Here is a 12,212-nt window from a genome sequence, read left to right as displayed (position 1 = left end):
TCTTCAGCGGTGAGCAACGAGTAGCGCCCAATCGTCTTCAAGAAACGCCCCACCGCATCTTGCAAGTCAAGACTTTCCGACATATCAAACCCCACACCATAAATTCATGTCCTGTCAGAATCGCCACTTCTCCTGTTGTTGCATCAAGCCGTCTTCCTGTGTGTGAAGCTGACCTTTCTGCAAACAGCACCTTATTCATACCAGCACAAAAGCCCTTTCGTAAAGGCTTTAACTCTAAAAACTTGAGCCAGAATCGAGTGCTTGACTCACTAAATTTATTGAGTCTGGCTCACTAGACTCTATTAGGAGCGTCTAGCTGCCCATTTTGTTGATTAAAAACTCTACTAAAAGGGTGGCCGAGAAATTAACCATTTCATAAGCCTGGATTTAAGGCTTAGGAAAGTTACGAAAGATTGTTCTAAACAATCAACAAATTTTTGATGCCAAATCAGATTGCTCATAAGCTAAGAAAGCAAATTTTTTCACTCATTTTGTTAGAACTAGAAATGGATATTTCTGTTTGCAGAACTATCGGAAGGGCTTGCTCGGCAGGGAATAGAAAGGTTCATCAGCAGGTTTTTGGAATGCCTTGAGGTGAATTTGGCACGTCATCGCCGACAACCTCAGCCGGAAACAGATGAGGACGGATCCCTGTGGGACGGGTTTTTGCTTCTGCCTCTAAACCTAGTGGAAGTTATCGCCAATACTCGACTTTGGACACTAGATGCAGATCTAAGATTTCTGTATCACCGAACACGCTAGGCGCGGATGCCTCAGCCTTGGTGCTCCGTACCGCTATCGCGAATGCCGCAGCGCGCGCCTACATAAGAAGGCAGGTCAGGCCAGCCCAGCGACCCTCCAGGCCCAGGTGTGTTGCACTCCTGCGGGAGAAAGGGGGAGCTGCGTTCCGCTCGCTCGACCCACCGCAGGATGGTTTACATTTCTTCCACCACCCCAAGGGCGCTTTATAGTGAGGATCCGGTCTCCATCGGTCAAAGGATTGGAAGGGCCATGTCTCACTTCACCACCCTGCAAGTGCAAATCAAAGACGCCGATCTCCTGGAAGAGACCCTGAAGGAATTGGGCTACGCCGTGCAGCGGGATACCAGCCTGCGGGGCTATCTCTGGAACCGCACCCGTGCCGACTTGGTGATCCGTCAGAAAAATGGCTTCGACATCGGGTTTCGCCGCAACGGGGATCACTACGAGCTGGTGGCCGATCTGTGGGGGGCGGGCATCGATCCCAAGACCTTTCTGGAGCCGATCTTGCAGCGCTATGCCCACAAAAGTTTGCTGCGCTCAGCCCGTGAGCAGGGCTATGCCATCGAGGCCGAAGAAGTGCTGGAGGATGGCACCATCCGCGTGGTGGTGGGGCGTTGGGTATAGCTAGGCCCATCGGCATCCGCCCATGGTAGGTAAGCCTCAGCCGGCTGTCAGGACTGACCAGGGATCCCGGCCCCAACCTTGGGATCTGGTGTTGGGGGGGCAAATGGCAACCGGGAGCGCCCCTGCCCACGCCTTGGTGTTGGGAGGTATCGAGGGGGCGCGGAGACGACTCACCCACAGCGATGAAGCCGTGCGCTTGGCCACCCTGCCCCAGTTGCTGCAGTACGGGTCGGCGGGCCTGGCCGAACTCATTGAAGCCCTCGCCGGCAATAGCTCTTGGGCAGTCCGCTTGGCAGCTTGGCGGCTGTTGTCTCAGCTTGGCCAGCCGGAGGCAGAACGGGCCTGTCGCACCTACAGCCCTTTTCGCCCGGTGGGGGGAGCGCAAGGGGTGATCGTGGCCTATCGGCGGGGGGAGCGGGATTTTGCCTATGCAGACCTGGAGGGAGCCGACCTTCAAGAAGCACGGCTGGGGGGGATCAACCTGTGGGAGGCCAACCTGAGGCGGGCCAACTTGCGCTTTTGCAACTTCAACGGCGCCCGGCTGCGGCAAACGGATTTGCGCCAAGCGGATTTGCAAGGGGCCAAGCTGAGCGGAGCCGACTTACAGGGAGCCGACCTGCGGGGATCCGACCTCAGAGGGGCCAAGGTCAGCGGCACCAGCCTGCGGGGATCCCAGCTTTCGGAAGAGACCCACCTGGAAGAACGGGTGCGCCACATTTGGCAGTTGCAAAACTGGGGGGGACAGGGGCAAGATTTCTCCGGCCAAGACCTGAGCAAAGCCGATCTGCGAGAACTGGTGCTCTGTCAGATCCGGCTGAGGGGAGCGGATCTGAACCGGGCCGATCTGCGCGGATCCAACCTGGAGGGAGCGGACTTGGGGGGAGCCAACCTACAGCGGGCGGACTTGCGGGGGGCCAACTTGCAAAATGCCGACCTGGAAGGGGCCAATCTCAGCGGCGCCGAGCTGCGTCAGGCCCAGTTTCAGGGGGCTAACCTGCGGCGGGCCGATGTCAGCGGGGCCAACCTAACCCAAGCCAACCTGGAAGGAGCTCAGATCGAAGGGTTAAAGCACAGCGGATCCCGGATTGCCGGCCTGATCTTTCCCGACGGCACCCCGATCAAGCCCTGGTGGTGGTAACAGGTGCCTACCGCTCACCCAATGAGCCAAATCCAAAGGAATCCCAAGATCCCCCGGCAATTGGGCAAACCCGGATCACCATAGGAGTAGAGATACCTATGGGGTACAGCTATGGTTCTGGCAGAACAGCTCTCGACAAAACCGCTCACCGCCGACGAGCTTCGCAAAATGGATGCCTACTGGCGGGCCGCCAACTATCTGTCGGTCGGGCAAATCTATTTGATGGACAACCCGCTGCTGCGAGAACCCCTAAAACTGGAACATGTGAAGCCACGCCTGCTGGGGCACTGGGGCACCACACCCGGGTTGAACTTCATCTACGTGCATCTCAACCGCATCATCAAACGGGAAAACCTCAATATCCTCTACATCACCGGCCCCGGCCACGGTGGCCCTGCTCTGGTGGCCAACACCTACTTGGAAGGCACCTACAGCGAGGTGTATCCCAACATCGGCCAAGACGCCGAAGGCATGCGCAAGCTCTTCAAGCAATTCTCCTTCCCCGGCGGCGTGCCCAGCCACGTGGCTCCGGAAACCCCTGGCTCCATCCACGAGGGGGGAGAACTGGGCTATGCCCTGGCCCACGCCTTTGGGGCTGCCTTTGATAACCCCGATCTGCTGGTGGCCTGTGTGGTGGGGGATGGAGAAGCGGAAACCGGCCCCTTGGCCGCTTCCTGGCATTCCAACAAGTTCCTCAACCCCATCCACGACGGAGCAGTGCTGCCGATTCTGCACCTGAACGGCTACAAGATCGCCAATCCCACCGTTTTGGCCCGCCTCAGCCGTGACGAGCTGCAAAATCTGTTTGTGGGCTACGGCTACAAACCCTACTTCGTAGAAGGCTGCGAGCCGGCAGAGATGCACCAGTTGATGGCCGCCACTTTGGACACGGTGATCCACGAGATCCAAGAAATCCAGCAGCATGCCCGCAGCAAAGGGGATCCCACTCGTCCCCAATGGCCGATGATCATCCTGCGCACCCCCAAAGGCTGGACCGGCCCCAAAGAGGTGGACGGCAAAAAGGTGGAAGATTTCTGGCGCTCCCACCAAGTGCCCCTGGCGGATCTGGCCAAAAAACCGGAGCACCTCAAGGCTCTGGAGGACTGGATGCGCAGCTACAAGCCGGAAGAACTCTTCGATGAAAATGGCCGTCTGCTGCCGGAGCTGCAAGAGCTGGCCCCCAAAGGGGAAAAACGCATGGGGGCTTTGCCCCACGCCAACGGCGGCCTGCTGACGCGGGAGCTGAAAATGCCGGATTTCCGTCGCTACGCCGTGCCTGTCCCCCGCCCCGGCACCACCGAAGCCGAAGCCACCCGAGTTCTGGGGCAATTTCTGCGGGATGTGATGAAGCTCAACCCCCACAACTTCCGCCTCTTTGGCCCCGATGAAACCGCTTCCAACCGCTTGGATGCTGTGTTTGAGGCCAGCGACCGCACCTGGGTAGCTCCCATCTACGATTGCGACGAGCACCTCTCCCCAGATGGACGGGTGATGGAGATCCTCAGCGAGCACGTCTGTCAGGGCTGGCTAGAAGGCTACCTGTTGACCGGGCGACACGGGTTCTTTTCCTGTTACGAAGCCTTCATCCACCTGGTGGACTCGATGTTCAACCAACACGCCAAATGGTTGAAAACCACCCGGCACATTCCTTGGCGGCGGCCCATTCCTTCCCTCAACTACCTGCTGACTTCCCATGTGTGGCGGCAGGATCACAACGGCTTCAGCCACCAGGATCCCGGCTTTTTGGATCACGTGGTCAACAAAAAGGCCGAAATCATCCGCGTCTACCTGCCCCCGGATACCAATACTTTGCTCTCGGTGGCCGACCACTGTCTGCGCAGTCGCCACTACGTGAACGTGATCGTGGCAGGCAAACAGCCGGCCCTGCAGTACCTGGATATGGATGCGGCCATCAAGCACTGCACCCAGGGCTTGGGCATCTGGGAATGGGCCAGCAACGATCAGGGTTCAGAGCCGGATGTGGTGATGGCCTGCTGCGGCGATGTGCCGACGATGGAAACCCTGGCGGCGGTGGACTTCCTACGGCAGCACCTGCCGGACATCAAGATCCGGGTGGTGAATGTGGTGAACTTGATGAAGCTGCAGCCGCCCAGCGAACACCCCCACGGCATCAGCGATGTGGATTACGCCAGCATCTTCACGCCGGACAAGCCCATCGTGTTTGCCTTCCACGGCTATCCCTGGCTGATTCACCGCCTCACCTACCGTCGCCCCAACCACCACAACTTGCACGTGCGCGGCTACAAGGAGGAGGGCACCACCACCACCCCCTTCGACATGTGTGTCCTCAACGAGGTGGATCGCTTCAGCTTGGCCGATGATGTGTTGGATCGGGTGGAGCGCTTCAAGTACGAGCGGGCCCACATCAAGCAGATCATCCAAGACAAGCTGGTGGAGCACAAACACTACATCCGCGAGCATGGAGAAGATCTGCCGGAGGTGCGCAACTGGAAGTGGCCCTATTGAAGGGATCCCCACTCAACTAACTTTCGCCTCTGAGCTCTGGCAGGATAGAGTTTTTGAGGGTTTGGAGGTTGAGGGTGTGAGGGGTTCAGAAAGGGTGGATGCGGATACACTTCCTGATCTGGAGCTGGAAGAAACAGAGTGGGGCGGGATGGCGCTCTCGCTGGGGCTGGGTTTAGCCCTCTCGGCCCTTGTGATTGGGATCCGCCCCCAGGTGTTTGTTCCTTTTGGATTGAGCGTGTTGGGTTCGGCCCTGCTGGGATCCCTGCTCATCCCCGGATTGCGGCGCTGGAAGGCAGGGCAGGTGATCCGTCAGGAGGGGCCCCAATCCCACCAGAAAAAAGCAGGCACACCCACCATGGGCGGGATCAGCTTTTTGCCCGTGGGGCTGCTGGTGGCGGGGATCTGGAGCGGCTGGGATCCCCATTGGCTGGCCGTCGCGCTGCTCACGCTGGCCTACAGCTTTGTCGGCTGGCTGGACGATTGGCTGGTGATCCGACAGCAATCCAACAAGGGGTTGTCTCCCCAACACAAGCTGTTGCTCCAGGTGGGAGTTGCCCTTGGGTTTTGTGTCTACCTGGCCTGGCAGGGGATCCCGACCAGTCTGACCTTGCCGGGGATAGGCACCCTCTCTCTGGGCTGGCTGTTCTGGCCCTTGGCCCTGTTTGTGTTGGTGGGCACCAATAATGCCGTAAACCTCACCGATGGTATGGACGGCTTGGCGGCAGGGGTGGTGGCCATCCTGCTGATTGGGCTGGGGCTCCTTCACAGGGATCCAGAGCTATCGGTGTTGGCTTTCACCCTGAGCGGTGCCTGCTTGGGGTTCCTGGTTCACAACCACCACCGGGCGCGGCTGTTCATGGGCGATACCGGATCCCTGGGGTTGGGGGGCGCTCTGGCCGGGTTGGCGCTGCTGGGGGATCAGCTCTGGGCCTTGGCCCTGATGGGGGGAGTGCTGGTGGCAGAGGCGCTGTCGGTGATGCTGCAGGTGGGCTACTTCCAATACACCAAACGCAAAACCGGCACAGGCAGACGGCTGTTGCGCATGTCGCCCTTGCACCACCATCTGGAGCTGGGGGGCTGGTCGGAGGTGCAGGTGGTGGGATCCTTCTACGGGGTAACGGCGCTGCTAGTGGGGCTGGGCTGGGCCTGGTGGCACTGGGCGGGAATTTGAGTTGGCGAGCTGGGGATGCACGGTGATTCCAATGGGGGCCTGACCTCGAAGGGGTCATTCCAAAGCCGACGGAAAGTTGGCCCCGCAGATTTGATCTCCCTCCAGGCATTGTGAGCGTGGTGAACATTCTGCCCAGAGGCAGATCCTCTACAGTCTTGGCACACCGTTCTTAAGAAGCAAGGGTTGCACTATGGATCTAGGCCGCCGTACTGTTCACGCCCTATCTCACCTGCCCCGCCTCTTCAAGCGTAAGCGCGGGATCCCTTTGATGTCGTTGGTATTGGGCATGGCGCTGGCACTGACGACCCTGCTGGGGATGGGATCCCAGGCCCAGAGCCGGTTGGTGGATGTGAAACTTCAACTGAAATGGTTTCCGCAAGCCCAGTTTGCCGGATACCTGATCGCCAAGGAAAAAGGATTTTACGAAGCCGAAGGTCTGAACGTCGAGCTGCTGCCGATTGGAGATCAATCCCCCATCCAGACAGTGGTCGTGGGCGGAGCCGACTTTGGCAACACTTGGATCACCGACCTGCTGACTGCCCGGGCTCAGGGGCTGCCCGTGGTTCACATCGCCCAGATCTTTCAGAAGTCGGGCTACGCGATGGTGTCTCTCAAATCCAGCGGGATCAAAAACCCTGCCGATTTCAAAGGTAAAAAGGTGGGCATTTGGCCTTCTGGCAACGAATATCCGGCCCTGGCTCTGATGAAAGCCTTCAACTTGACCACCAGCCTGGATACAGGGGTGACCAACCCCGATGTGGAGCTGATCACCTATGGCTTCGATCCGGCCCTGGTTTTTCCCGATAAGGTGGATGTAGCCTCGGCCATGCTCTACAACGAGCTGAATCAGATCGTGGGTTTGGGCTACCCCCTGAGCGAACTCAACGTCATGCACCTGCCAGACTACGGCATCAACCTCTTGGAAGACCTGCTGTTCACCACCGAGCGCGTTTTAAACGAAAGCAACTTTAAGGGATCCGGCCAATCGGGCAAAGCCATCGCGGCCAAATTGGTGAAAGCCTCGATCAAGGGTTGGGATTACGCTGTGGCCAACCCAGAAGAAACGGTGCAGGTGGTTCTCACCTTCTGCGGCGCAACCTGCAAAGGATCCGGCTCGGAAGCGGATCCCCTCAAGCACCAAACCTGGCAAATGGCTGAAATTGCCAAGCTGTATCAGGCGGGCCCCACCCTGGAAGGCAATGCTGGGTTGCTGGTGCCTTCGGTGTATCGGGCCAACGTGGAAACCTTGAAATCTTTGGGCATTCTCAGCGCCGATCCGCCTGCTGCGGTGGTGGATTATTCGGTGTGGGAAATGGCCACCGGCAAATCGGCCCCCACCGGCTAAGTCCGGGGATCCAACTGGGCAGAGACTGAGACCCGTTCAGGAAGGGATCCCGGCTGGATCCCTTCTGTTGTGAGGAAAACGCAAAGATTACTGACCGATGTTTGTTCCCTGTCAAATTTCCAACTGAATCCTTTACATTCACCGTTGCAGATCGGGGATCGCTGTAACGTATGGATATGAACTTAAGTTAACATTGCCTTCCCCTGTAACCCAGTTGGAGGCCTCTAAAAGGAGTGTAATCTCATGATGCCGAGTGGCTCCAAAAATTCCGATAGGCCAGCGGCACAGTCAGGGCACAGCGATTTGGTCTCCGACCCGCCGATGCAAGCGGCTCCTTCTCCGGCAGGTGCTGCTGAGCTTTCCTCTGCGCGGCCGTACGTGGTGTTGCACGGCCATTTTTATCAGCCGCCTCGGGAGGATCCCTGCCTCAACCGCATTCAGCGACAGCCGAGCGCCAGCCCCTTTCACGACTGGAACGAGCGCATTTGGGCGGAATGTTACCGCCCCAACGCCTTTGCCCGCGTTCTGGACGACCAAGGACGGGTGGTGCGCATTGTCAACAACTATGAATTCTTGAGCTTTAACTTCGGCCCTACTCTCCTCTCTTGGCTAGAGGAGCATGACATTGAAGTTTACCAACGCATTTTGGCCGGCGACCGTCTCAGCGCTGAGCGGCTGGAGGGTCATGGCAATGCCATCGCCCAAGTCTACAACCACGTCATCCTGCCCCTGGCCAACGAGCGAGACAAGTACACCCAGATCCGCTGGGGAATTGCCGATTTTCAACACCGCTTTGGGCGCCATCCCCAGGGGATGTGGCTGGCCGAAACCGCCATTGATGCAGCAACGGTCACGGCCTTGGTCGAATGTGGGATCCGCTTCGTCATTTTGGCCCCCAGCCAAGCGCAGCGCATTCGCCCCTTGGGACAAACCGAGTGGATCGACGTTAGCCAAGGCCAGATCGATCCCCGCCGGCCCTACCGCTGCTTTACCCCCGACCGGGAGGGGTACTTGGATATTTTCTTTTTCGATGGCCCCATTTCCCGTGACTTGGGCTTTGGGGATATCGTTTACAGTACTTATTCGCTGGCGGAGCGGATCCGTTCCGCTCTGCGCCCGGACAAAGAGGGGGAAGCCTATCTGATCAACTGTGCCACCGATGGCGAGACTTTTGGCCACCACAAGCGGGGTGTAGAACGCACACTGGCCTATGCCTTTTGCGAGGAATTTCCCCGCCGGGGCTGGCAGGTGGGCAACTACAGCCATTTTCTCAGCCAACATCCCCCCACTTGGGAGGTGCAACTGAAACCGGTCACCGCCTGGAGCTGCGCCCACGGGGTAGGACGGTGGTCGCGAGACTGTGGCTGCGGAGCGGTGGGAGGGTGGCACCAACGCTGGCGGCAACCGCTGCGGGAGGCCCTCAACTGGCTGCGGGATCAGCTGGCCGAGATCTACGAGACGGAGGCCAGAGCCTACCTGCGGGATCCCTGGCTGGCGCGGGATCGTTACATCGAGGTGATTTTGGATCGGGAGCGCTGTGATGCCTTTTTGCAGGAGCACCAAAGCCACCGCCTCACCGCCGAAGATCGGGTGCAAGTGCTGCGCCTGTTGGAGATGCAGCGCTACAGCCAGTTGATGTTCACCAGTTGTGGCTGGTTTTTCGAGGAGCTATCCCGTCCTGAAGGGGTGCAGATCCTGCGTTACGCGGCACGGGCTATCCAGTTGGCAGCAGCAGTGGCGGATGTCAACCTAGAAGAGGAGTTTTTGCAGCGCCTGAGCAAGGCCCCCAGCAACCTCGACCTCTACAGAGACGGCAAGGGGGTCTATTGCGCCTTGGTGCGCCCCAGCTTGATCAGCCCGCAACGGCTGGTGGCTCAGCACGCCATGTTTTCCCTGTTTAACGGGATCCCCCGTTCCCAAGGATATGTGCTGGATCAAGTGGATCAAGAGCGCCTGACGATAGGCGGGTCGACACTGGCCATCGGGCGGGTGAAGCTCACTTTTCCCACCACCCGCGAAGAGCACGACCTGATCTACGCCATGCTCCATCTCGGCGGCTGGGACTTTCAATGTGGCGTCAAGCCGTTTGCCGGGCGGCGCATCTACGAGCAGATAAAAGCGCGGCTGCTGGCCGGATCCCACAGTCGGATACAGATGATCCTGACCCTGCAAGACCTATTTGGGCCGGAAACCTTCGACTTAAACGCCCTCGACGACGAAGATCGGCAGCAGATGATGCGCTGGCTCACTCAAGATACCCTAGACCGCCTGGCCCAGCTCTACCGCCAAACCTACCTGGACAATTACGGGGTCTTGATGGCCTTTCGGGCCGACGGCCTGCCGATCCCGGAAGAGTTGTTGGCTGCCGCTCAGATCACCCTCAACCAACGCCTGTTGACCAGTTTGCGGGCGATGGAAATGGAAGAGGGCAAGCGGGATCACCTGCTGGAATTGCGGGCAATTGTGCGCGAGGCCGAGCAGTTGGGGTGTCAGTTGCGGCGGGAAGAGGCAGCCCGGGTTCTGGATCGGCTCCTACAGCGGGGGATGTGGCACCTTGCCCACGCTTTTGAGCCGGAGACCTTCGGCGAACAGCTCTACAACCTGGAAGAATGGCTGCAATTGGCTGCAGACCTGCGCCTGCCCATCAACTTGGATCGCCTGCAAGAGCTCTATCTGACAGCGCTGGAGCGTCAAATTGGCCCGCGTTGCCCAGCTTGGCCCCAAGAAGACTGCCGAGACATTTCTGCCGAAAACCTGCACCGCCTCTTACAGGTTGGGCAGCGAATTCGGGTCAACGTCAATGCCTGGCTGCGTCACCTACACCCCCAAAATTAAACCCCCAAGATTAAGTTGAGAGCTCAGTGAACTTTAAAGCCATCGGGATGACAGGATTCGAACCTGCGACCCCTTCGTCCCGAACGAAGTGCGCTACCAAGCTGCGCTACATCCCGACTGACAGGCCCCTTTAACCGCCCGCCGAAGCTCAACAAGTATAGCACGCCGGCTACGGACAATGAGGACAAGGGATCCCCAGCAGAGAAGGGGATCCGATCTGCGCTAAGCTGCAAAAATCCCCCCTCTCGTCAGCCCAAGTATGAATCCGTCTAAGGGTTTTCGCAAATCCAAGCCTGAGAAAAAACCGGCCAGCTCCAACACTGCCAAGCGCAAGGAAGCCGCCCAACGGTACGACGAGCTGAAAGCCAAGGGGATGCCGGAGTTCAACATCTTTGCCCGCCGTCGCCAGCCCGCGCCTGGCCAGCCCAATCCTTGGCTGCCGGTGGGATCCCTGGCAGTGGGACGTTCCAGCGCCATTCACCAGGCCATTTTCCAAAACGAGGAAGAACTCAAAAAAGCAGCCGTCAGGCTGTTTCCCCGTCTCGGCAAGGTGAAAGATGACCTGGAGTTTGGGTTTCGCCTTAAGGACAAGGACTTCCAAGACGAGCCGATCCAGGTGGCGATCCGTCCCCAGCCTTCACCCCTTCAAGTTTGGGTGGCTAAGATGCGGAGCTGGTTGGGCCTCTCCAGCAAAGGAACCTCTAAAAAAGGCTAGACTGCCGCAAAGGCTCTGGGCAGCCAGCTCAAAATCAGAGGGTTGACCACCTCTGGGCGCTCGTCGTGGGGGCAATGGCCTGTATTGGGAATGGGCAAGAACTGGTAGTCGATCCCTTGCACATGGTTTTGAAAGCCGCGGCCCCGTTGAATGGGTGTCCAGGGATCCCCTTCTCCCCAGAGCACCAACAGCGGGCAGCGCACCTGAGGCAATAGGGCTTCGGGAGTCGGGCCGGGGGGAGCGGTAAGAATCGAGGCAAACACCTGCTGAGCGCCCACATCACAGGAAGGGGCATACAGAATCTCCACCAGCTCATCGGTAATGGCGGCGGGGTTGCGGTACACCTGCTTGAGAGTTGCGCGGATACGCTGCCGCTGCCGCACCCGATCAAACAAAAATGGCCCCGTCACCGGAGAGGCCACCAGAGCGGTGAAAACACTCATGAAAAGGCGGAAAATCGGGCTGAGCTCATGGGAGCGATGGTTCAACCCCCCGGCGCAGTTGAGCAACACTGCTCCTGCCGTTAACTGGGGATGCCGGGCAGCCATCATCAAGCTGAGCAAGGCACCAATGGAATTGCCGATAAACACAGCAGGCTGCTGAATGTGCTGCTGCCAAAAATCCACCAGCAACTCCGCCCAGAGATCCAAGGTGTAGGGGAGAGCAGGCTTGGCCGAGCCGCCAAACCCGAGCAAATCCAGGGCATAGACCCGGTATCCTGCCGCAGCCAGCACGGGGATGTTGTGCCGCCAATGGCCGATGGAAGCCCCGAATCCATGCACCAAAACCAGGGGGGATCCGGATCCCTGCACCACGTAGCGAATGGCATGTCCGCGCCAGCTCCAGACTTGGGGAGCAAAAGGAGCAATGGCCTCAGCCGCAGAACCGGCAGAAGAAGCAGTCAGCACAGCCTGAAAACAGACCCAGTTAAAGATGTAGGTAGAAACTCAGAGCCATCCCTGTTCATCATAGCTTCGGAATGCCTTTGTCTGATACATTTACGCTGAACACTGCTGAGCATTACTGCTCAACGGTGAAGCGATAGCATTCTGTCCGTTTCCGAACAGAAAGGCGGTATCCCGCAAAGCTCTGAGCATAACACCCAGAGCGCCTTGCCAATCTCGTGGTAGCCTAT

At 58.7% G+C, this 12,212-nt stretch carries 8 protein-coding genes, 1 tRNA gene and 1 pseudogene; 7 read left to right on the top strand and 3 right to left on the bottom strand.

Annotation, left to right across the window (positions count from 1 at the left end; translation table 11 throughout):
* Positions 1 to 1,011 precede the first annotated feature (1,011 nt).
* The 6 genes from NW849_RS11565 (at position 1,012) to NW849_RS11540 (ending at position 10,362) form a co-directional block, all read left to right on the top strand.
* The gene (locus NW849_RS11565; RefSeq protein ID WP_414357757.1) at positions 1,012 to 1,386 is read left to right on the top strand and encodes a DUF1257 domain-containing protein; all 375 of its coding nucleotides are present in this window, start codon (positions 1,012 to 1,014) and stop codon (positions 1,384 to 1,386) included.
* 22 nt (positions 1,387 to 1,408) lie between these two features.
* Positions 1,409 to 2,524, top strand: a complete 1,116-nt coding sequence (locus NW849_RS11560) for a pentapeptide repeat-containing protein (protein WP_414357756.1) — start codon at positions 1,409 to 1,411, stop codon at positions 2,522 to 2,524.
* Between the two features lie 111 nt (positions 2,525 to 2,635).
* Positions 2,636 to 5,011 (top strand): phosphoketolase, encoded by a 2,376-nt coding sequence (locus tag NW849_RS11555; protein ID WP_414357755.1) that lies wholly within the window; start codon positions 2,636 to 2,638, stop codon positions 5,009 to 5,011.
* 148 nt (positions 5,012 to 5,159) lie between these two features.
* Positions 5,160 to 6,182: a phospho-N-acetylmuramoyl-pentapeptide-transferase gene (gene mraY / locus NW849_RS11550; RefSeq protein ID WP_414357760.1), complete on the top strand. Its 1,023-nt coding sequence runs from the start codon at positions 5,160 to 5,162 to the stop codon at positions 6,180 to 6,182.
* A 190-nt stretch (positions 6,183 to 6,372) separates the two neighbouring features.
* Positions 6,373 to 7,527: an ABC transporter substrate-binding protein gene (locus NW849_RS11545; RefSeq protein ID WP_414357754.1), complete on the top strand. Its 1,155-nt coding sequence runs from the start codon at positions 6,373 to 6,375 to the stop codon at positions 7,525 to 7,527.
* A 243-nt stretch (positions 7,528 to 7,770) separates the two neighbouring features.
* Entirely contained in the window at positions 7,771 to 10,362 is a 2,592-nt protein-coding gene (locus NW849_RS11540; RefSeq protein ID WP_414357753.1) for a DUF3536 domain-containing protein, read from the top strand.
* A 42-nt stretch (positions 10,363 to 10,404) separates the two neighbouring features.
* Here NW849_RS11540 and NW849_RS11535 read toward each other — a convergent pair.
* Positions 10,405 to 10,478 (bottom strand) — tRNA-Pro (locus NW849_RS11535).
* Between the two features lie 143 nt (positions 10,479 to 10,621).
* Between NW849_RS11535 and NW849_RS11530 the strand changes: the two genes are divergently transcribed.
* On the top strand, positions 10,622 to 11,077 hold the full coding sequence (locus NW849_RS11530; RefSeq protein WP_414357752.1) for an HHL1-like protein: 456 nt from the start codon (positions 10,622 to 10,624) through the stop codon (positions 11,075 to 11,077).
* Here the strand turns inward: NW849_RS11530 and NW849_RS11525 are convergent.
* Positions 11,074 to 11,985 (bottom strand): alpha/beta fold hydrolase, encoded by a 912-nt coding sequence (locus NW849_RS11525; protein WP_414357751.1) that lies wholly within the window; start codon positions 11,983 to 11,985, stop codon positions 11,074 to 11,076. The two genes, NW849_RS11530 and NW849_RS11525, sit on opposite strands and share 4 nt — an antisense overlap.
* A gap of 90 nt (positions 11,986 to 12,075) precedes the next feature.
* Positions 12,076 to 12,212 (bottom strand): annotated as a pseudogene (locus NW849_RS11520) (RNA-guided endonuclease TnpB family protein); the annotation flags it as partial.

The sequence above is a fragment of the Synechococcus sp. R55.3 genome (assembly GCF_047461975.1).
Taxonomy (GTDB): domain Bacteria; phylum Cyanobacteriota; class Cyanobacteriia; order Thermostichales; family Thermostichaceae; genus Thermostichus.
The sequence above is the reverse complement of the archived record's forward strand: the minus strand, read 5'-3'. Positions and strand labels throughout refer to the sequence as shown.

Bases quoted from the DNA above. Each gene is read 5' to 3' on its own strand.
- NW849_RS11565 (WP_414357757.1), top strand. From the start codon at position 1,012: ATGTCTCACTTCACCACCCTGCAAGTGCAAATCAAAGACGCCGATCTC.
- NW849_RS11560 (WP_414357756.1), top strand. From the start codon at position 1,409: ATGGTAGGTAAGCCTCAGCCGGCTGTCAGGACTGACCAGGGATCCCGG.
- NW849_RS11555 (WP_414357755.1), top strand. From the start codon at position 2,636: ATGGTTCTGGCAGAACAGCTCTCGACAAAACCGCTCACCGCCGACGAG.
- mraY (WP_414357760.1), top strand. From the start codon at position 5,160: ATGGCGCTCTCGCTGGGGCTGGGTTTAGCCCTCTCGGCCCTTGTGATT.
- NW849_RS11545 (WP_414357754.1), top strand. From the start codon at position 6,373: ATGGATCTAGGCCGCCGTACTGTTCACGCCCTATCTCACCTGCCCCGC.
- NW849_RS11540 (WP_414357753.1), top strand. From the start codon at position 7,771: ATGATGCCGAGTGGCTCCAAAAATTCCGATAGGCCAGCGGCACAGTCA.
- NW849_RS11530 (WP_414357752.1), top strand. From the start codon at position 10,622: ATGAATCCGTCTAAGGGTTTTCGCAAATCCAAGCCTGAGAAAAAACCG.